16 protein-coding genes and 1 riboswitch are annotated in these 19,665 nt (G+C 72.0%); of the genes, 1 reads left to right on the top strand and 15 read right to left on the bottom strand.

Translation table 11 applies throughout. The features are described from left to right. Nucleotides 1–126: 126 nt before the first annotated feature. From ACFV20_RS28265 to ACFV20_RS28330, 14 genes are all read right to left on the bottom strand, one after another. Complete coding sequence (locus ACFV20_RS28265) at nucleotides 127–1,515, bottom strand: NAD(P)/FAD-dependent oxidoreductase (protein WP_234846889.1); 1,389 nt, start codon at nucleotides 1,513–1,515, stop codon at nucleotides 127–129. A gap of 421 nt (nucleotides 1,516–1,936) precedes the next feature. After that, the gene (locus ACFV20_RS28270; RefSeq protein WP_385661309.1) at nucleotides 1,937–2,878 is read right to left on the bottom strand and encodes an exopolyphosphatase; all 942 of its coding nucleotides are present in this window, start codon (nucleotides 2,876–2,878) and stop codon (nucleotides 1,937–1,939) included. Then, nucleotides 2,875–3,405: a DUF501 domain-containing protein gene (locus ACFV20_RS28275; RefSeq protein WP_385661312.1), complete on the bottom strand. Its 531-nt coding sequence runs from the start codon at nucleotides 3,403–3,405 to the stop codon at nucleotides 2,875–2,877. Before ACFV20_RS28275 ends, ACFV20_RS28270 begins: the two co-directional genes overlap by 4 nt. A gap of 53 nt (nucleotides 3,406–3,458) precedes the next feature. Continuing rightward, the gene (locus tag ACFV20_RS28280) at nucleotides 3,459–3,935 is read right to left on the bottom strand and encodes a septum formation initiator family protein (RefSeq protein WP_385661315.1); all 477 of its coding nucleotides are present in this window, start codon (nucleotides 3,933–3,935) and stop codon (nucleotides 3,459–3,461) included. 122 nt (nucleotides 3,936–4,057) lie between these two features. After that, nucleotides 4,058–5,347, bottom strand: a complete 1,290-nt coding sequence (eno, locus tag ACFV20_RS28285) for a phosphopyruvate hydratase (protein ID WP_385661318.1) — start codon at nucleotides 5,345–5,347, stop codon at nucleotides 4,058–4,060. Between the two features lie 284 nt (nucleotides 5,348–5,631). Beyond that, nucleotides 5,632–6,333: a transglycosylase family protein gene (locus ACFV20_RS28290; protein WP_385661321.1), complete on the bottom strand. Its 702-nt coding sequence runs from the start codon at nucleotides 6,331–6,333 to the stop codon at nucleotides 5,632–5,634. 4 nt (nucleotides 6,334–6,337) lie between these two features. Next, nucleotides 6,338–6,504: riboswitch (cyclic di-AMP (ydaO/yuaA leader) on the bottom strand. A gap of 228 nt (nucleotides 6,505–6,732) precedes the next feature. Continuing rightward, a complete protein-coding gene (locus tag ACFV20_RS28295; RefSeq protein WP_385661324.1) occupies nucleotides 6,733–7,707 on the bottom strand; it encodes a transglycosylase family protein in 975 nt (324 codons plus the stop codon). A gap of 121 nt (nucleotides 7,708–7,828) precedes the next feature. Further along, entirely contained in the window at nucleotides 7,829–9,154 is a 1,326-nt protein-coding gene (locus ACFV20_RS28300) for a cytochrome P450 (protein ID WP_385661327.1), read from the bottom strand. Between the two features lie 259 nt (nucleotides 9,155–9,413). Beyond that, nucleotides 9,414–10,433, bottom strand: coding sequence for a nucleoside triphosphate pyrophosphohydrolase (locus tag ACFV20_RS28305; RefSeq protein ID WP_385661330.1), 1,020 nt, complete (start codon nucleotides 10,431–10,433; stop codon nucleotides 9,414–9,416). Nucleotides 10,434–10,528: 95 nt separating this feature from the next. After that, the gene (locus ACFV20_RS28310; protein WP_385661332.1) at nucleotides 10,529–11,176 is read right to left on the bottom strand and encodes a SurA N-terminal domain-containing protein; all 648 of its coding nucleotides are present in this window, start codon (nucleotides 11,174–11,176) and stop codon (nucleotides 10,529–10,531) included. Between the two features lie 139 nt (nucleotides 11,177–11,315). Further along, on the bottom strand, nucleotides 11,316–12,812 hold the full coding sequence (locus tag ACFV20_RS28315; protein ID WP_385661354.1) for a protein kinase: 1,497 nt from the start codon (nucleotides 12,810–12,812) through the stop codon (nucleotides 11,316–11,318). A gap of 38 nt (nucleotides 12,813–12,850) precedes the next feature. Beyond that, nucleotides 12,851–13,546, bottom strand: a complete 696-nt coding sequence (locus ACFV20_RS28320) for a hypothetical protein (RefSeq protein WP_385661334.1) — start codon at nucleotides 13,544–13,546, stop codon at nucleotides 12,851–12,853. 187 nt (nucleotides 13,547–13,733) lie between these two features. Continuing rightward, nucleotides 13,734–14,480, bottom strand: a complete 747-nt coding sequence (locus ACFV20_RS28325) for an N-acetyltransferase (protein ID WP_385661337.1) — start codon at nucleotides 14,478–14,480, stop codon at nucleotides 13,734–13,736. 75 nt (nucleotides 14,481–14,555) lie between these two features. Continuing rightward, a complete protein-coding gene (locus ACFV20_RS28330) occupies nucleotides 14,556–15,332 on the bottom strand; it encodes an HNH endonuclease family protein (RefSeq protein ID WP_385661340.1) in 777 nt (258 codons plus the stop codon). A gap of 164 nt (nucleotides 15,333–15,496) precedes the next feature. Between ACFV20_RS28330 and ACFV20_RS28335 the strand changes: the two genes are divergently transcribed. Beyond that, nucleotides 15,497–15,682: an antitoxin gene (locus tag ACFV20_RS28335; protein ID WP_385661343.1), complete on the top strand. Its 186-nt coding sequence runs from the start codon at nucleotides 15,497–15,499 to the stop codon at nucleotides 15,680–15,682. Between the two features lie 168 nt (nucleotides 15,683–15,850). On the opposite strand, the gene mfd is transcribed toward ACFV20_RS28335, so the two are convergent. Then, nucleotides 15,851–19,384 (bottom strand): transcription-repair coupling factor, encoded by a 3,534-nt coding sequence (mfd, locus tag ACFV20_RS28340; RefSeq protein ID WP_385661346.1) that lies wholly within the window; start codon nucleotides 19,382–19,384, stop codon nucleotides 15,851–15,853. Nucleotides 19,385–19,665 lie beyond the last annotated feature (281 nt).

A 19,665-nucleotide genomic window follows, 5' to 3' on the forward strand; every position in this document is an offset into this window, starting at 1 on the left:
CGACGGAGTGCCCACGGGCAGGGAGGGAAGGCCGGCGCGCTCGGTGGTGGGGTTCCGGCACGCCGAAGGGCCTCCCGCACCACGGATGGCGGGAGGCCCTTCGTCAGGCGGACGACCGACCGGAGATCAGGAGGCCTTGGCCTTCTCCTCGGTCTTCTCCTTCGGCGCGGCGGCGACCGGAGCCGGCTTGGCGGCCTCGTAGAACTCCTCGCGCGGCGTTTCGATGGCGCCGAGCGAGACGACCTCGCGCTTGAGGAACATGCCGAGGGTCCAGTCGGCGAAGACGCGGATCTTGCGGTTCCAGGTCGGCATCGCCAGACCGTGGTAGCCACGGTGCATGTACCAGGCGAGACGGCCCTTGAGCTTGATCTTCATCTTGCCCATGACGATCATCGCGACGCCCTTGTGGAGCCCGAGGCCGGCCACGGCGCCCTTGTTGGCGTGGCTGTACTCCTTCTGCGGGAAGCCCCGCATGCCGGAGACCACGTTGTCGCCGAGGACCTTGGCCTGGCGCAGCGCGTGCTGGGCGTTCGGCGGGCACCAGGCGTTCTCGTTGCCCGCCTTGCGGCCGACGAGGTCCGGGACCTGGGCGTTGTCGCCGGCGGCCCAGATGTAGTCGGTGCCCTTGACCTGGAGGGTCGGCTCGCAGTCGACGTGACCGCGGGGGCCCAGCGGCAGGCCGTAGCGGGCCAGGGCCGGGTTGGGCTTGACGCCGGCGGTCCACACGATGGTGTTGGAGTCGACCTCGAGGCCGTTCTTCAGCACCACGTGGCCGTCGACGCAGGAGTCCATGGAGGTGGACAGGTAGACCTCGACGCCGCGGCCCTCGAGGTGCTCCTTGCCGTACTTGCCGAGCTTGGGGCCGACCTCGGGGAGGATCTTGTCGGCGGCGTCGACCAGGATGAAGCGCATGTCCTCACGGGACACGTTCTTGTAGTACTGCGCCGCGTCGCGGGCCATGTCCTCGACCTCGCCGATGGTCTCGGCACCGGCGAACCCGCCGCCCACGAAGACGAAGGTGAGCGCCTTGCGGCGGATCTCCTCGTCGGTGGTGGAGTCGGCCTTGTCGAGCTGCTCGAGGACGTGGTTGCGCAGGCCGATGGCCTCCTCGACGCCCTTCATGCCGATGCCCTGCTCGGCGAGGCCGGGGATCGGGAAGGTGCGGGAGACCGCGCCGAGCGCGATCACCAGGTAGTCGAAGGGCAGCTCGTAGGCCTCGCCGACCAGCGGGGAGACCGTGGCGACCTTGCGGTCCTGGTCGATGGTGGTGACCCGGCCGGTCAGCACCTCCGCCTTGGGCAGCACGCGTCGCAGCGGGACGACGACGTGGCGCGGGGAGATGTTGCCGGCGGCGGCTTCGGGGAGGAAGGGCTGGTAGGTCATGTACGACCGGGGGTCGACGACCGTGACGGTCGCCTCGCCGTAGCGCATCTTCTTCTGGATGCGCCGAGCTGCGTACAGGCCTACGTACCCACCGCCTACTACGAGGATCCTGGGACGCTCCGTGGTGCTCATGCCATCGAGTATCCACCCGCCTCAGGGGGGTGGCTCGTGCGCCCCTTCACAAGCTTGGGTGGGGTGTGTGCTATCCTCCGCGGCCCGCGTGATCCATGTCATGGTGACAATCGGGCCCGTTTATGCACCCCGGACCGATGTCAAGGCCGCGTGAGCTGCCTCTCTGCGCCGCGGGAGCCTCCGTGAGGCACTCCGCGAGCACCGCCCGGAGCACCCTCCCGGGCACCTCCATACCATGCTTCTGAACATGTTCAAAGGGCCGTTCAGCCCCCGGACGGGTCAACGAGGCCCCTCTCGTCGCCCGGGAGGGCCGAATTCCTTGTGAAGAACTTCACGAACTTTTCCGACGGGCCGTCGCCGGGAGGTCCGCCAGACCCCCCGGGCGACGCTCATTCGTGATCCATGCCTGCTCAGAAGCGGGCTACGCCACCGACCACGCGATGCCGTCGAGGATGTCGTGCTCGCTCACCACGACCTCCCGTGCCCCGATCCGCTCCATGATCGCCAGCAGGACGAGGGCGCCCGCCCCGATCACGTCGACCCGGCCCGGATGCATGGAGGGCACGGCCGCCCGCTCGGCGTGCGTGGAGCGCAGCAGCCACTCGGTGATCTCGCGGACCCGGTCGTAGGAGACGCGGGAGTGGTGGATGGCCTGCGAGTCGTACCCCGGCAGCCCCTGCGCGATCGCCGACACCGTCGTCACGGAGCCGGCCAGGCCCACCAGGGTGCGCGCCTCGCGCAGCGGAACCGTCTGCTCGGCCAGGTCGAGGGCCGCCTCGATGTCGGCCCGCATCGCCGCGATCCGCTCCTCGGAGGGCGGGTCGCTCACCACGCCGTCCCGGACCAGGTGCCGCTCGGTCATGCGGACACAGCCGACGTCCACCGAACGGGCCGCCCGGACGTGGTCGTCGCCCACGACGAACTCGGTCGAGCCGCCGCCGATGTCCACGACCAGGTAAGGCCTGGGGAGGCGGTCGTCCCCGGCGAGCTCCTTGGTGGCGCCGGTGAAGGAGAACTCGGCCTCCTGGTCCCCGGTGATCACCTCGGGCTCCACGCCCAGGATGTCCAGCACGCCGCGGACGAACTCGTCCCGGTTCTCGGCGTCCCGGGAGGCCGACGTCGCCACGAACCGCAGCCGCTCGGCGCCGTGCTCCTTGATGATCGCGGCGTACTCGCGGCACGCCGCGAAGGTCCGCTCCAGCGCCTCGGGGGCGAGCCGGCCGGTGCGGTCGACGCCCTGCCCGAGCCGCACGACCATCATCCGGCGGTCCAGGTCGGTCAGCTCTCCCGTCCGCGGGTCGGCCTCGGCGACCAGCAGCCGGATGGAGTTCGTACCGCAGTCCACGGCGGCGACACGGGTCACTGGGCGTCCTCCTCGGCGGTCGTCACACAGGTGCCCTTGCGCCACCACTCCGGCAGCATCGCCAGCGCCTCGTCGCCCAGCGGGTTCACCCCCGGCCCCGCGGCCAGCGAGTGCGCCACCAGGACGTGCAGGCACTTCACCCGGTCCGGCATGCCGCCCGCGCTCGGGAAGTTCTTCAGCTCCTCGATCTCGTCACGGCGCCGGATGTAGTCCTCGTGCGCGGCACGGTAGGCGGCGGCCAGCTCCGGGTCCGAGCCGAGCCGCTCGGTCATCTCCTTCATCACGCCGTTGGCCTCCAGCGTGCCGATGGCCGAGTTCGCCTTCGGGCACGTCAGGTAGTACAGCGTGGGGAAGGGCGTGCCGTCGGGCAGGCGGGGGGCCGTCTCGACGACGTCGGGCTGTCCGCACGGGCAGCGGTGCGCGATCGCGCGCAGGCCGCGCGGGGGCCGACCGAGCTGCTGCTTGAAGGCCTCGACGTCGGCGTCGGTCGGCTCGGTGCGCGGGGTGGTCGGCGGGGGCGTTTCCATGACTGTCTTCAGGCTGTCTTTCTCTGGGTTCAGGTCACTGGCTGGGGCTCGGGTCACCGGTCGGCGGCGTCGGCCTTGTCGACCCCGTCCCAGACGTTGGTGTACCAGGGGCGGTCGGCCGCCCCCAGGTCGGTGCGCGACTGCCGCGCCGCGTGCGGGTCGACGACGATGAAGCCCGTCTCCCCCGGCATCACGTAGTGCAACCGCTGCCGGATCTGCTGCTCGGCGTACGCGTCGTCCTGCCAGCGCGCCTTCAGGTCGCGCAGCCGCTCGACGCGCTCGCGGGCCTGCCGCTGTTCGCGCTGCAGGTCGTCGATCTCGGCGCGCTGCGAGACGTACTCCCGCATCGGGTAGGCCAGGGCCACGATCAGCGAGCACATCACCAGGGCGAGCAGCGCGGCCCGGCCGGTCAGCCGCGAGCGGCGGGCCTGGCGCCTGGTCTGGGAACGGTAGACCCGGGCCGCGGTCTGCTCTCCGAGCAACCGGATCCTGGTCGCGGTGGAGAACCGGTCCCGGTCCTTCACGGCCATCTGTCCGCCTCCCGCTCCACCGTCCTACGCGCGTACGTCCCCGGACACGGTACGGGACCGGGTACGGGGACGTACGTACGACTGGCTCAGGCTTGACCCGCCGGGTTCAGCCCTTGCCGTGCTTACTGGTTCGCAGAGCGAAACCGCGGGAAGGCGCTGCGGCCGGCGTAGACCGCGGCGTCGTCGAGGATCTCCTCGATGCGCAGCAGCTGGTTGTACTTGGCGACGCGCTCGGAGCGGGCCGGGGCGCCGGTCTTGATCTGGCCGCAGTTGGTGGCGACGGCCAGGTCGGCGATGGTGACGTCCTCGGTCTCGCCGGAGCGGTGGGACATCATGCACTTGAAGCCGTTGCGCTGGGCCAGCTCGACGGCGTCCAGGGTCTCGGTGAGGGAACCGATCTGGTTCACCTTCACGAGCAGCGCGTTGGCCGCGCCCTCCTCGATGCCGCGGGCGAGGCGCTCGGGGTTGGTGACGAACAGGTCGTCGCCGACGAGCTGGACCTTGTCACCGAGCTTGGCGGTGATGGTCTTCCAGCCCTCCCAGTCGTCCTCGAACAGCGGGTCCTCGATGGAGACGAGCGGGTACGCGTCGACGAGCTCCGCGTAGTACTCGGTCATCTCGGCGGCGGAGCGGGTCTTGCCCTCGAAGGTGTAGGAGCCGTCCTTGTAGAACTCGGAGGCGGCGACGTCGAGGGCCAGGGCGATCTGCTCGCCGGGGGTGTAGCCGGCTTCCTTGATGGCCTCGAGGATGAGGTCGAGGGCCTCGCGGTTGGAGCCGAGGTTCGGGGCGAAGCCACCCTCGTCGCCGAGGCCGGTGGCCAGGCCCTTGCTCTTCAGGACCTTCTTCAGCGTGTGGTAGACCTCGGCGCCCCAGCGCAGGGCCTCGGAGAAGGACTCCGCGCCGATCGGGGCGATCATGAACTCCTGGATGTCCACGTTGGAGTCGGCGTGCGAGCCGCCGTTCAGGATGTTCATCATCGGCACCGGCAGCAGGTGCGCGTTGGGGCCGCCCAGGTAGCGGAACAGCGGCAGGTCGCTGGCCTCGGAGGCGGCGTGGGCGACGGCGAGCGAGACGCCGAGGATGGCGTTGGCGCCGAGGGAGCCCTTGTTGTCGGTGGCGTCCAGGTCGAACATCGCCTGGTCGATCAGGCGCTGCTCGGTGGCGTCATAGCCGACCAGCTCCGGGCCGATCTGCTCGATGACGGCGAGGACGGCCTTCTCCACGCCCTTGCCGAGGTAGCGGTTCGAGTCGCCGTCGCGGAGCTCGATGGCCTCGAAGGCGCCCGTGGAGGCGCCGGACGGGACGGCGGCACGACCGGTGCTGCCGTCGTCGAGGCCGACCTCGACCTCGACCGTGGGGTTGCCTCGGGAGTCCAGGATTTCCCGGGCTACGACGACGTCGATGGACGGCACGAGCATCTCCTTCTTGATGTGACGCGGTACGCGGGTCGCGCGGACCCGGCGAGGTGCGGGCCCGGTGGCTCGCGACATGAGCCTAACCGGCCCGGGGCGATCGGCCACCGGGTCGCCCACCCCATGGACAGAACCGAGCGTAAATTGTTTCCGAACGGAACAAAGCCCGTTGCCGAAAAAACCCCGCCCCGGTGCGTACGGGGGGTGACGCACCGGGGCGGGGAGCCCGTGGACCCGGGGGTCCGGGTGGGCCGGACCCCGCGGGGTCCGGCGTGGGCCGCTGCTTACTTCAGGTGCAGCTGCTGGCCCGGGTAGATGAGGTTGGCGTCCTCGACGATGTCCTTGTTCAGCTCGAACAGCTTCTCCCAGCCGCCCTTGACCTTCTGGTCCGCGGCGATCGAGCTGAGGGTGTCACCCTTGACGACCTTGTACTCGCCGTCACCCTTCTTGACCTTCTTGCCGGTCGGGGTGGTGACGGTCTTCTTGGCCGCCGGGCGCTCGTCGGAGCGGGAGGCCGGCTGCTCCTGGGTCTCGCGGGACTCGGTGCTCTGCTGGCTCTGCTGGCTCTGCGCGGAGCTGCCGGAGTCGCTGGAGGAACCGCTGCCGGTGTAGCCGGCGCTCGACAGGCCCTTGCCGCAGACCGGCCAGGCGCCCTTGCCCTGGCTCGCCAGGACCTTCTCGGCGACCTGGATCTGCTGGTCCTTGCTGGCCTGGTCGGCGGTGGAGGCGTACTGGGTGCCGCCGTACGCGGCCCAGGTGGAGGCGGAGAACTGCAGACCGCCGTAGTAGCCGTTGCCGGTGTTGATGGACCAGTTGCCGCCGGACTCGCACTGGGCGACGGCGTCCCACTCGGAGGCGGTGGCGGCGGAGGCGTTGCCGGCCGCCATCAGCGGGGCGGCGATGGCGACACCGGTGACACCGGCGAGCGCGGCGGCGCGGGTGGCCTTGGACGGACGACGGTGCTTGCCCTTGCCGGAAAACAGCATGGATGGATCCCCTCACCGACGCCTGCGAGGTGAGCTGTCGGGTTCGGGCCGGTTGAGTTGCCCGGCCGCGTCCCTCCCGGGACACGGCTTCACCCCAAGCCCTTCCGGCACAACCTGCCGGTCGGGCACCTACCTTGGGTCCCCCGCTCCTGCCTACGGCGCTTGACGCGACGACTGTTCCCGTGCGGCCGCTGGCAGGATTCGGCGTTGCGGCAGCCGGGGCTCGCGGTGGCGAGCGGTCACGACCGTAGACACGCGATCGACGGAATTTCAAAGACGATCAGGGCTTCTGAGATCTATCTCTCACGGGCCCCAAACAGGACATCAGTCGCGAATCAGGACGCTAACTCGCGCGGTTTCGGGGCGACTTCCGCCCCGGTTTCCGCACTGCCCGAACCGCTACTTCTCGTCCGCTTCGCCCTCGACCGTGAGCTTCTCACCGGGGAGGATGAGGTCCGGGTCGGCGCCGACGGCCTTCTCGTTGCCCTCGTAGAGCGCGTGCCATCCGCCGCTGACCTCAAGGGAGTCGGCGATGGACCAGAGGCTGTCGCCGACACCCACGATGTAGGCACCCTCGGAGGCCTCACGGGAGCTGTCGTCACCGCGCGAGGCGTGACGTCCCGCCGACTCACCCGTACGGCCGTCCTCGGCGCCCTGCGTCTCGTCGGCGCTGGGGCCGCGGTGGCGACCGGAGCCGGTGTCGGCCGACTTCGAGGAGCCGCCCGCGGACCGCGACGTGTCGGACGCGCCACTCTCGGAGGGGGCCGGCGAGGAGTCGTCGGACTGGCGGCCCTGCGACGATCCTGATTCGGGCGACTTGTCCGGATCGGCGCCCTTGCCCTTCGCGTCCGACGACCCGTCAGCCGACGACGAGGGGGACGGGGACGCGTCGCCCGAAGGGGACGAACCGAGCGAGTCGAGCAAACCGGGCGAGTCCACTTCGCCGGACGAGTCGGACGAGTCGGACGAGTCCGATGATTCGGATGACCCCGTCCCCTTGCCCTGCTCCAGGCCGGAGAGCAGGCCGCAGGTGCGCCACGCGCCGACCCCCTGGTCGGCGAGGACTCTCTCGGCCACGGCTATCTGCTGGGAGCGGCTGGCCAGGTCGGCGCTCGCGGCGTAGTCGAGACCGCCGTGGTTCTCCCAGTCCTCCTGGGACAACTGCAGACCGCCGTAGTAGCCGTTGCCGCTGTTCTGGCTCCACGCGCCGCCGGTCTCGCAGTCCGCGACCCGGTCCCAGGTCGTGCCGTCGGCCGCGCTGGCGCCGGAGGCCCCGAGGAGGGGGATCGCGATGGCGGAGCCGGTCACTCCGGCCGCCACGAGGAGAGCCGGAGCCTGGCGGGGGCGACGGTGCCGACCGTTCCCGGAGAGCATACGGAGACCTTTCGCGAGACAGCAGTGACCGACGCGGCGTGATTCCCCGCCGCGTTGATGGGTGAACGTATCGGCAGTCGATCACTTGTCACAAGTTCATGCCGCGTAGATCACGTGAAGATCACAGGTCTGATGTTTCGTCACGTCCGCCCGGGGCTACCGGTGCCGCCGGCGCCGCCGGTGCGAATTCCACCGGCAGAGTGCGCAGCCCGCGCATGATGAGACCGCCGCGCCACCGCAGCTCGGCCGGATCCGCGGCCAGCCGGAGGTCCGGGAGGCGGGTGAGGAGCGTGGCGAGCGCGGTCTGGCCCTCCAGGCGGGCGAGCGGGGCGCCGAGGCAGTAGTGGATGCCGTGGCCGTATCCGAGGTGCTGGTTGTCGCGGCGGGAGAGGTCCAGCACGTCCGGGTCGGCGAACCGCTCCGGGTCCCGGTCCGCGGCGGCCAGGACGACGAGGACGGGGTCGCCCTCCTCGATGCGCTGCCCGCCGAGGGTGAGGGACTGCGTGGCGAAGCGCCAGGTGGCGAGTTCGACGGGGCCGTCGTAGCGGAGGAGTTCCTCGACGCCGGTCTCCAGGAGGGCGCTCTCCCCGGCGGCGAGGGACGCCTGGAGCCGGGCGCGCTGCCCGGGGTGGGTGAGCAGTGCGTAGGTGCCGTTGCCGATCAGGTTGACGGTCGTCTCGAAACCGGCGAACAGCAGGATGAAGGCCATGGCCGCCGCCTCGTTCTCGGTGAGGTGCTCGCCGTGGTCGGAGGCGCGGATCAGGCCGGAGATGAGGTCCTCACCGGGGGCTGGCTCGGCCGGCAGCGCCTCGCGCTTGCGGTGGATGAGGTCGGCGAGGTAGCCGCGCATCTTCTTCACCGACCGCGCCACACCGCCCCTGGGCCCGCCCTGGTGACGGATCATCATGCCCGCCCAGTCGCGGAAGTCGTCCTGGTCCTCGCGCGGGACGCCGAGCAGGTCGCAGATGGCGTAGATGGGGAGCGGGAAGGCGAACTCGTGGATCAGGTCGGCGGAGCCCTTGGCCGCGAAGCCGTCGATGAGGGTGTCGGTGAGCTCCTGCACCCGTGGCGCGAACTCGGCGACCCGGCGGGGTGTGAACGCCTTGGACACGAGCCGCCGCAGCCGGGTGTGGTCCGGCGGGTCGATGTTGAGCAGGTGCGTCATCAGCTCGGCCTTGCGCTCGCCGGGGATCCCCGTCTTGCCCTTGGCGTGCGCCGGTTCGTCGTGGTGCGCGGGGTTCTTGGAGAGCCGGGGGTCGGCGAGCGTCTGCTTGGCGTCGGCGTACCGCGTGACCAGCCAGGCCTCCACACCGCTCGGGAGCCGCGTCCTGTGCACGGGGCTGTGCTCGCGAAGCCAGGCGTAGGCGGGGTAGGGGTCGCTCGCGAACTCCCAGGTGAAGAGGTCGGGGGCCGGCGGGGGCGGGCTGGGGCTGTGCTGGTCGGTCACACGTCGACGGTATCCGGCTTCGAGCGGCACCCCTGCCCGGCGTCCGAGCACGGCGTCCGGGCACGGCGTCCGGGCTCTCGGCGTCCGGCCCGGCGTCCGGGCTCGGCGTCCGGGCACGGCGTCCCTGCCCGGCGTCCCTGCCCGGCGTCCGGGCTCGGGGTCCGGGCACGGCGTCCCTGCTCGGCGTCCGGCGTCCGGCTCTCGGCGTCCGGGCTCGGCGTCCGAGATGCCGGCGCGATCCGCACGACCGGGCGGGTGTCTAGCCCTCCGCCTGGCGGATCGCGTCGCGGTACGCGCGGGCCGCCGCCCTGAGGGCCGCCTCCGGGTCGACGCCCTCCGACTCGGCACGCACGGCCAGGGCCAGCAGGTCGTAGCCGATGCCCTCGACGGGCGGGAGCGGTATGTCCAGGCGGGCGGTGCGGACGCGGGAGGCCAGCTTGGCGGCGAGGGCGAGGCCGGGCTGGCCGAGGGGGATGCCCTCGGTGATCGAGGTGCGCTGCTTCTCGACCGCCTTGGTGCGCAGCCAGTGCTCCTTGACCTCCTCGGGGGTGGTGGCCGTCGCGTCGCCGAAGACGTGCGGGTGGCGGTGGATCAGCTTGGCGACGATGCCGCCGGCCACGTCGTCGATGGAGAAGGGGTCCTCGCCGTCCTCCGGGCGGCCCTCCTCGGCGATGCGGGCGTGGAAGACGACCTGGAGGAGGACGTCACCGAGCTCTTCGCGCAGTTCGTCGCGGTCGCCCTCCTCGATCGCCTCGACGAGCTCGTACGCCTCCTCGATGCCGTACTTGGCCAGGCCCTCGTGGGTCTGCTGCGAGGACCAGGGGCACTCGGCGCGGATGCGGTCCATGACCTGGACGAGGTCCAGGAGCCGGGCGCCGGGAAGGTCGTAGGAGGCCGGCAGCAGCTCCAGCTCGGGCATGGCGACGCGGCCGGTGCCGGCGAGGCGGGCCAGGCCGTCGGTCAGGGCCGGCTCGCCCTCGCCCGTCGCCACGACGACCACCGTGTGCCCGCCGGCGCAGGCGTCGACCAGCTCCTGCGCGGTCGGGGACGCCTCGGCGACGTCGATCCCGGCCTCACGCAGATACGGCAGCTGTGGGTGCGTGCCGTCCGCGCAGAGCACCCGGTCGGCCTCGTGCAGGGCCTGCCAGGCCGGCCAGGACAGCAGGCCGGGGGCGACGCGGTGGCTGGTGGTGAGCAGGACGACGCGGCCGGGCGGGGCGGCCGCGTCGGGAGCGGTCCGCTCGGGGCCCGGGGTGGCTTCGGGGCTGTTGGCGTTCACGCTTCGAAGCTATCCCACGCCACGGACAGCACCCGAAGTTGTCCACAGGGGGCGGTGGAGGGCGGGCCGCCGCAGGGGCGGCGGCCCCCGCCTGCTTACATGCCCTGCTGCGTCTGTGCCGCCGTGACGTCGCGGACCCAGGGTGTCTTCGCGTCGGCGCGGCTGCTCTTCTGGACGTCCCAGGTGCCGTAGCGGGGGTTGAGGTCGACGTTCAGGTCCTTGGAGGCGTCGGAGAGGGCCTTCCAGAACTCGGGACGGTCGGTGCTCGTGCCGAGCTTCTCGGCGAGCTTCTGGGCCTCCAGCTGGAAGCGGAGGTTCTCGTCGAGGCGCTGCGGCGGGATCCCGTACTGCTGGAGCCAGGTCGTCTCCAGACCCTTCGCGCCGCCGGCCTGCTGCTCCAGGCCGGACCGCATCGCCTGGACCTCCTTGCGGGAGACCGTCACCCCGGCGTCCTGGGCGGCGCGGTGCAGCACCCGGTCCAGGACCATCGTGTGCAGGGTGTCGCGGGTGAGGGTGCCGGTCCGGGCGATGGCCTGCTGGTACTGGGCCTGGTCCTGCACGGCCGCCCGCTGGGCCGCGCGGACCTCGCCGACCCGCTCGTCCAGCTGGGAGACGGTGATGCGCTGTCCGCCCACCACGGCCGCCGCGCCGGGATGCGCGTCGTTCCCGCAGGCGGTGAGCAGGGGTGCCGCGGCGGCGATCGCGGCGGTGAGGACGAGCGCGGTGCGACGGCGGCGGTGCAAGGAGACCTCCTGAGGAGTTTGTGCGACGGTGCACAAGGTCTTGCGGTGATCGATGGTAGGCAGTGACCAGGCTCTGGCCAACCCATTCGACCAACGATTCACCGGGACTTCGGGCACCGCCGCGCCTCCGGGTCGCCCGTCAGCCGCGGACCTGCCCCAGCCACTGGAGCGTCCGGCGGATCTCCGCGCCGAGCGGATGCCCGGGGCCGTGGGTGCGTTCCACGTCGTGCAGCAGCCGGGCCAGGGTGTCGTGGGCGGCCCCGCGGTCGCCGAGGGCGAGCAGCAGGTGGCCGATCCGGCGGCGTACGTCGTGCGCCAGCTCCGGGCCCCCGGCGGCGACGTACTGGTTCTCGTAGTAGGGCAGCACCGCGCGGTACTCGGCGAGCGCCGCGGCCGGGTCGCCCAGCTGTTCCAGGCATTGGGCGGCCTCGTAGCGGAAGCGCAGGGCCTGGGGGTCGGCCTGGCCCGCCTCGGCGGCGCGTTCGTCGGCGAGGCGGCGCAGTTCGGGCAGCGCGCGCCGGTACTGGCCGTCGTCCAGGAGGGTCGCCGCGTACTGCTTGCGCAGGGTGCGCACGACCGGGGAGTGCGCGCCGTGCTGTTCCGCCGCGGCGGGCAGGATGCCGCCGAGGATGTCGACGGCCTGGGTGACGCGGCCCTCGCCGAGGAGGCGTTTGACCTCGTCGACGGCGCGGGCGATGTCCGTGTGCCCCGGGGCCTCGGTGACGGGTGCGGCGGGCGCGGGCCGGGGCGCCGGGGTGCGCGCGCGATCCGGCCAGGGGGCGTGCGGGCGCAGGAAGGGGCGGGTGGGGTCGAGGGCCGCTCCGGTGGGGGTCCCGCGCGACGGCAGGAGCAGCTCCAGGTGTTCGTAGACCTCCTGCGCGGAGGCGGGCCGGTGCTGCGGGTCCTTGGCGAGCAGGCGCAGGACGAGGGCCTCCAGGGCCTCGGGCACCTCGGGCCGCAGGCGGCGCACGGGCAGCGGCGGTTCGTACAGGTGCCGGTGCAGGACGCCGAGGGCCGTGGAGCCGGAGAAGGGCACATCGCCGCTGAGCAGTTCGTGCAGGACCACACCGAGCGCGTACAGGTCGGTGTACGGGCCGACCGCGCCGCCCATCGCCTGCTCCGGGGCCATGTAGGCGGGCGAGCCGATGGGGGTGCCGGTGTGGGTGAGGCGGGTGGTGTCCGTGTCCATCACGGACGCGACGCCGAGGTCGAGGACGGTGACGGTGCCGTCCTGCTTCACCATCACGTTGCGCGGCTTGAGGTCGCGGTGCACGATCGGCACCGCGTGCACGGCGCTCAGCACGGCGCACAGCTGCGCGGCGACCGCGACCGCCCACTGCCAGGGGTACGGAGTGTGCTCGGCGAGGTGGCCGGCGAGGTCGGACCCGTCGATGTACTGCATGACGAGGAACAGCTCCTCGCCCTCACTGCCCGCGTCGTGCACGGTGACCAGGCCGGGGTGGTCGACCTGCGCGGTCACCCGGCACTCGCGCACGAAGCGGCGGCGCAGCTCCTCCGCGTCCTGGCCGGCCACCTTGTCGGGGCGCAGCAGCTTCACCGCCACACGGCGGTCGAGCCGCTGGTCGTACGCCGTCCAGACCTGGCCCATGCCGCCCTGCCCGAGGACGGTGGACAGTTCGTAGCGGCCGGCGACGACCCGTCCCGCCGCCGCGGTCACCGTCCGTCCTCGGGGGCGTCGCCGCGCCGGCCGCCCGCGTGACCGTCGCCCTCGTGCCGGCGCAGGTAGTCGCTGAGCTCGTCGAGTTCGGCGCGGACCTGGTCGATGCGGGCGGGGGCGGGCCGCTGGGGGGCCGGGGGCGGCTGGATCGCGCCCGGGCCCGGCGGCGTGTCGTGTGCGGTGGGGGTGTGGTGCGCGGGGGGTGTGTGCGGCGGCGCGGGTGTGGGGGGCGTCGCGGGTGTGGGGGGCGCGGTGGGCCGCGGGACGGGGGTGGACGTCGGTGCGTAGGGCGGCGCGGGGTGCGGGTAGCCGTACGGGGTGTGGGTGACGGTCGCCGCGTGAGGCGAGGCGTAGCCGGTGAACCTCCGCTGCGCGGCGTGGTGGCCGATGTCCACGACCAGGAAGTAGATGGCGGAACCCGCCCCGAGCAGCAGGATCGCGGCCAGCGCGATGTCGGTGCGGACGTCGTCCTCCGGCAGGGAACCGACGACGGCGAAACAGGCGATGGCCAGCGGCAGGCTCACCCAGGCCAGCACCCAGTCGAGGGCCCGGCCACGCAGGACGGCCACGCGGAACAGCGGTACGCAGGCCAGCACGCCGCACGTGAGGAAACCGGCTGCGGCGAACAGCACGCGCAGGGAGATGACCGTTGCCGCGCTGCGGGGAGGCGGCGCCGCGCCGTGGCCGTACATGACTGCTCCTGGACCGGGGGGGGACCGATGGGGACGGGTGTGCGAGTGACAGACCCTGTTGGGGATCCGAGCGTATAGCCCGACACGGACAAGCGGTCACGGGTTGTACCGAACCGTTGTCATGCTGATCACTTCGTGCGAACAGCCCGCCCCCGGCCCGGTCGTGGGCCGGAGCGCGCGTCACGCCCTACAGGGGGTGCCGCATCCACACGTTGGGCTCGACGTACACCGCGTATCCGCGCTCCGCTTCGCAGCGCACCGGCACCAGAGCGCCCGGCACGTCGATGTCGCCGTCGGTGTCGAAGGGCAGGCCGGTCCAGCGGCGCCAGTCGGCGAGCGGGGCGGACACCGTCATCGACGCCGGTGCGACGGAGTCGATGACGGCTCCGGCCCGGGCGTGGACACGCAGCCACGGGTCCTGGGGCAGGCCGTCGGGGCGGACGCGGTGGGCGTACTCCTCCATGGGCGTGTGCGGTTCCAGGTGCTTGCCGTTGGGGCGGACCGGCGCGACGACCTCCCGGAAGCCGCGGGCCCGGGCGTTGTCGCGCATGGCCGAGAGCATCACCCCGGACAGGCCGCTCCCCTGGGCGTGCGGGGCGACGGAGACCGAGATCGCGCTGACGGTGTCGGGCCGTACTGCGCGCCGGAGGTCGGAGAACGCCCAGACCAGGACCGCGTCCCAGCCGTTGGCCGGCAGCCGGCCCCCGCGGTGCTCGGTGCCGAGGGCGAAGGGCACGCTGTAGGCGTTCGCCACGATCTCGCCCTGCTCGTCCTCGGCGAACAGGACGTACTCCGGGAGTTCGGCGGCGATCCGCGGGAAGTGGGCGGCGCCCACGAGGTCCTGGATCACGAACTCCGGCCAGCTGTCGGCCATCCCGACGACCCGCTCCAGCATGTCCGGGCGGTCGGCGAGGCTCGATATCGTCGGCTGCATGTGATCACCGTAGGCGGGGGCGGTGCACGCCCGGAACCGAATTACCCGGCGGGCGCGACCGCCGGGCGGGGGCGCTCACCCGCCGCACTGCCGCAGCATCATCTCCTTGTCCGGTGCCGTCACGGGCAGTTGGTACTTCAGCGACACCTGGGCGAAGCGCACCGAGTAGGCGCAGCGGATCCGCTTGTTGGGGGGCAGCCAGGACGCCGGGCCGGAGTCTCCCTTGGAGCCGTTGGTCGGGCCGTCCACCGGGACGAGGTTGAGCGGGTCGTTGGCGATGGACTCCCGCTTGTCCTCGCTCCAGCGGGAGGCGCCCATCTGCCAGTCGTACGAGAGCGGCATGACGTGGTCGATCTGGACCTCGATGGCATGGGACTTGGTCCACTCGATGACCTTCCCGGTGTAGGGGTCGTGCAGCGTCATGGAGGTGACGACGCAGTTCGACCCCTTCCGGAACCGCAGGTCCTGGCCGTCCCGTTTGAGGAGGTCGTTGCGCGAGTCACAGCCGTTGTGGGAGAAGGGGACGTCGCGCGGTGCCGAGTCCATCCAGGCGTAGCCGAACTTGTCGCGCTCGTAGCCCGTCCTGGGGCCGCGGCCCTTCGTCGCCACCTTCTCGATCAGGGCACGCGCCCTCTCCTTGTCCGCGTCCGACGTGACGGCCGCCAGACCCGGCTCGGTGCCGTCCGGGTTGTCCAGCGGGTTCACGGCCCGTCCGTCGCCGGCGGCCGCCGCACCGTTGCCGGAGGGTCCGCCGCCGTCCACGGGCGGGGCCAGGCCCTCGCAGCCGGCGAGTGCCGAACCGGTGAACACCATCGCGGCAGCCAGTGCCGCCCCACCCCTCAGACGCGTCACCCTGCGCCCCCTCCTCTGTCTGCCTGTTCCGCTCCGGCACGGGTGGCCGGCGCCCGGTTCCACGGTAGCGAGGAAGAGGTTCAGACCACATCGGGCCTCAAGGCGCATACTTCACATCTCGCGCGTATCGTCGGTTCTGAGTCACCTTCGGAGGGAGCTTGCGCATGGGCATCTTCGACAAGTTCAAGAGCCAGGCGCGGAACAAGGGCAAGCAGGGCTCTGACGCCGCGGAACAGCGGATCAACGAGAGGACCGGCGGCAAGTACGAGGACCAGGTCGACTCCGGCCAGCAGCGCGTCGAGGGCTCGCTGGGCATGGACCGCGACCGCGACCGTCCCGAACAGCAGTAGGGCCTCCGACTCCGGGGCCGTCCGGGGAGATTCGGACGCATCTCCCGCGGACGGCTTCCCCACGCCCGGCCGCCCCCGCAGCAGCAGGACAACCATGCGTAGGCGGATCGGTGAACTCGCCGCGGCGGCCGGCCGAGGTGTCGGGGCGTTCCCGTCACCGTCGCGGCATCACGAACCCAGCACCGATGTGAGGAACTCCCCGACCCAGGCCAGCAGTTCGCGCCCGACCAGCGGCTTGCCGCCCACCTTCGCCGTCTTCGGGCGCGGCACCAGCACCTGGTGGACCGCCGGCTTGATGACCACCCCGGGGTAGAGCCGCTTGAGCCGCAGCTCCTGCGACTCGCGCAACTCCACCGGGGCGAAGCGGATGTTGTTGCCCTGCAGCACGATCTCGCCGACCCCGCACGCGCGCGCGAACATCCGCAGCCCGGCGACGAGCAGCAGGTTCTCCACCGGCTCGGGCAGCTTGCCGTAGCGGTCGACGAGTTCCTCGCGGACCGCCTTGATGTCCTCCTCCGAGTTGGCGGAGGCGATGGCCCGGTACGCCTGGAGGCGCAGGCGCTCGCCCGGCGCGTAGTCGTGCGGGACGTGCGCGTCGACGGGCAGCTCGATCTTCACCTCGAGCGGCGGCTCCTCCTCGATCTCGCCGGTCTCCAGCTGGCGCCGGTAGTCCGCGACGGCCTCGCCGACCATCCGCACGTACAGGTCGAAGCCGACGCCCGCGATGTGACCGGACTGCTCGCCGCCGAGGAGGTTGCCCGCGCCGCGGATCTCCAGGTCCTTCATCGCCACGTACATGCCCGCGCCCATCTCCGTGTGCTGGGCGATGGTCGCGAGCCGCTCGTGCGCGGTCTCGGTCAGGGGCTTCTCCGGCGGGTAGAGGAAGTAGGCGTAGCCGCGCTCACGGCCTCGGCCCACCCGGCCGCGCAGCTGGTGGAGCTGGCTGAGGCCGAAGTTGTCGCCGCGCTCCACGATCAGGGTGTTGGCGTTGGAGATGTCGATGCCGGACTCCACGATCGTCGTGGACACCAGCACGTCGAACTTCTTCTCCCAGAAGTCGACGACGACCTGTTCCAGCGCCTGCTCCGACATCTGGCCGTGGGCGGTGGCGATGCGCGCCTCGGGGACGATCTCGCGCAGCCGGGCCGCCGCGCGGTCGATCGACTCGACCCGGTTGTGGATGTAGAAGACCTGGCCCTCGCGCAGCAGCTCACGGCGGATGGCGGCGCCGATCTGCTTCTCCTCGTAGGGGCCGACGAAGGTCAGGACCGGGTGGCGCTCCTCCGGCGGGGTGGTGATCGTCGACATCTCGCGGATGCCGGTGACCGCCATCTCCAGGGTCCTGGGGATGGGGGTCGCGGACATCGTCAGCACGTCGACGTTCGCGCGGAGCTTCTTCAGCTGCTCCTTGTGCTCGACGCCGAAGCGCTGCTCCTCGTCGACGATGACCAGACCCAGGTCCTTGAACTTGGTCTCGGACGAGAACAGGCGGTGCGTGCCGATGACGATGTCGACGGAGCCCTCGCGCAGCCCCTCCAGGACCGCCTTGGCCTCGGTGTCGGTCTGGAAGCGGGAGAGCGCCTTCACGTTGACCGGGAACTGCGCGTAGCGCTCGCTGAACGTCCCGAAGTGCTGCTGCACGAGCAGGGTCGTGGGCACCAGGACGGCGACCTGCTTGCCGTCCTGGACGGCCTTGAACGCGGCGCGGACCGCGATCTCGGTCTTGCCGTAGCCGACGTCGCCGCAGATCAGGCGGTCCATCGGGACCGTCTTCTCCATGTCCTCCTTGACCTCGGCGATGGTGGTGAGCTGGTCGGGCGTCTCCGCGTAGGGGAAGGCGTCCTCCAGCTCGCGCTGCCAGGGGGTGTCCGCGCCGAAGGCGTGCCCGGGGGCGGCCATGCGCGCGCTGTACAGCTTGATGAGGTCGGCGGCGATCTCCTTGACGGCCTTCTTCGCGCGGGCCTTGGTCTTCGTCCAGTCGGCGCCGCCGAGGCGGTGCAGGGTGGGGGCCTCGCCACCGACGTACTTGGTGATCTGCTCCAGCTGGTCGGTGGGGATGTAGAGGCGGTCGCCGGGCTGGCCGCGCTTGGCTGGGGCGTACTCGACGACCAGGTACTCGCGGGTGGCGCCCTGCACGGTGCGCTGGACCATCTCGATGTAGCGGCCCACGCCGTGCTGCTCGTGGACGATGTGGTCGCCCGGCTCCAGGGTCAGCGGGTCGATGGTCTTGCGGCGGCGGGCGGGCATGCGGGCGCCCTCGCGGCCGGAGGCCTTCTGCCCCGACAGGTCCGTCTCGGTCAGGACGGCGAGCTGGAGGGCCGGGTCGACGAAGCCGTGGTCGATCGAGCCGCACGCCACGTGCACGACGGACGGGGAGATCTCGGCGAGGTCGGAGTCGAGGCGGGCCGCGACGCCCTCACCGCCCAGCACCTCCACGGTCCGGGCCGCCGGGCCGTGGCCCTCGGTGACGAAGACCGTGCGCCAGCCGTCGGCGAGCCAGCCCTTGGTGTCGGCGAGGGCCTTGGCGGTGTCGCCGCGGTAGGTCTCCGGGGCGTGCATGCCCAGCTTGAGGGTGTCCCCGTCGATCTCCTCGTCGGCGGCGAACGGCGACACCGACCACCACATCATGTCCAGCTCGCGGGCCCGGTCCCGGACGTCGGCGATGGACCACAGGGAGGCCGCGCCGACGTCGATGGGGGCCTCGCCGCCGCCGGCGGTGGCCGCCCAGGAGGCCTGGAGGAACTCCTGCGAGGTGGCCACCAGATCCGACGCGCGTGTGCGGACCCGCTCGGGGTCGCAGACGACGGCCATGGCGCCCTTGGGCAGCACGTCGAGCAGCAGCTCCATGTCGTCGACGAGGACGGGCGCGAGGGACTCCATGCCCTCGACGGCGATGCCCTCGGCGATCTTGCCGAGCAGTTCACCGAGCTCGGGGTGCTGTTCGGCCAGGGCGGCCGCGCGGGTGCGCACGTCCTCGGTGAGCAGCAGCTCGCGGCAGGGCGGCGCCCACAGGCCGTGGTCGGCGACTTCGAGGGAGCGCTGGTCGGCGACCTTGAAGTAGCGGATCTCCTCGACGTCGTCGCCCCAGAACTCGACGCGCAGGGGGTGTTCCTCGGTGGGCGGGAACACGTCGAGGATGCCGCCGCGCACGGCGAACTCGCCGCGCTTCTCGACGAGCTCCACGCGCGCGTAGGCGGCGGCCGCGAGGGCGTCGACGACCTCCTGCAGATCGGCGCTCTGTCCCGTCCTCAGGGAGACCGGCTCCAGGTCGCCGAGGCCCTTGACCTGCGGCTGGAGCACGGACCTGACGGGCGCGACGACGACGGAGACCGGGCCGGTCTCGGGGTCGTCGGGGCGCGGGTGGGCCAGCCTGCGCAGCACGGCCAGGCGGCGGCCGACGGTGTCGCTGCGGGGGCTGAGCCGCTCGTGCGGGAGCGTCTCCCAGGACGGGTACTCCACGATCCCCTCGGGGGGCAGCAGGGAGCGCAGGGCCGCGGCCAGGTCCTCCGCCTCACGGCCGGTCGCCGTGACCGCCAGCACCGGGCGGCCGGTGTCCCGGGCCAGGGCGGCGACCGCGAAGGGCCGGGCGGCAGGGGGGCCGACCAGGTCGACGTGCATGCGGTTGCCGTCTGCGGCCGTCCTGATCGCTTCGGCGAGGGCGGCGTCCTTGACTACGGCGTCGAGCAGACCGTGCAGGCTCATTCGGGGGCTTTCCGTCCAGGGGGGTGGGCAACACCACGGGCCCGACGCGCGCCGCGGGCCGGGGGGTCTCCAGCGTACGACGCCGCGCGGCCCGGCGGCGGGGCCTGTGGATGACGCCGCCCCGGGGCGGGGTCCGGGGCGCGACAGCACCCGGCGCCGGGGCGGCCCCGCCTGGGGAGCCCCGCGCCCGGGGCCCCCCCCACCCCCGGGGGGGGGGGTTTTAGGGGTCGGGGGCGCGACCAGGGGAATTAAAAACAAAGTCCCAGACCCACAAAGGATAA

The sequence above is a fragment of the Streptomyces sp. NPDC059696 genome, assembly GCF_042733745.1.
Classification (GTDB): domain Bacteria; phylum Actinomycetota; class Actinomycetes; order Streptomycetales; family Streptomycetaceae; genus Streptomyces.

What these genes read in the sequence shown, in the direction of transcription:
- ACFV20_RS28265 (WP_234846889.1), bottom strand. Translation starts at nt 1,515, where the DNA reads ATGAGCACCACGGAGCGTCCCAGGATCCTCGTAGTAGGCGGTGGGTAC.
- ACFV20_RS28275 (WP_385661312.1), bottom strand. Translation starts at nt 3,405, where the DNA reads ATGGAAACGCCCCCGCCGACCACCCCGCGCACCGAGCCGACCGACGCC.
- ACFV20_RS28280 (WP_385661315.1), bottom strand. Translation starts at nt 3,935, where the DNA reads ATGGCCGTGAAGGACCGGGACCGGTTCTCCACCGCGACCAGGATCCGG.
- ACFV20_RS28290 (WP_385661321.1), bottom strand. Translation starts at nt 6,333, where the DNA reads ATGCTGTTTTCCGGCAAGGGCAAGCACCGTCGTCCGTCCAAGGCCACC.
- ACFV20_RS28295 (WP_385661324.1), bottom strand. Translation starts at nt 7,707, where the DNA reads ATGCTCTCCGGGAACGGTCGGCACCGTCGCCCCCGCCAGGCTCCGGCT.
- ACFV20_RS28320 (WP_385661334.1), bottom strand. Translation starts at nt 13,546, where the DNA reads ATGTACGGCCACGGCGCGGCGCCGCCTCCCCGCAGCGCGGCAACGGTC.
- ACFV20_RS28325 (WP_385661337.1), bottom strand. Translation starts at nt 14,480, where the DNA reads ATGCAGCCGACGATATCGAGCCTCGCCGACCGCCCGGACATGCTGGAG.
- ACFV20_RS28335 (WP_385661343.1), top strand. Translation starts at nt 15,497, where the DNA reads ATGGGCATCTTCGACAAGTTCAAGAGCCAGGCGCGGAACAAGGGCAAG.
- mfd (WP_385661346.1), bottom strand. Translation starts at nt 19,384, where the DNA reads ATGAGCCTGCACGGTCTGCTCGACGCCGTAGTCAAGGACGCCGCCCTC.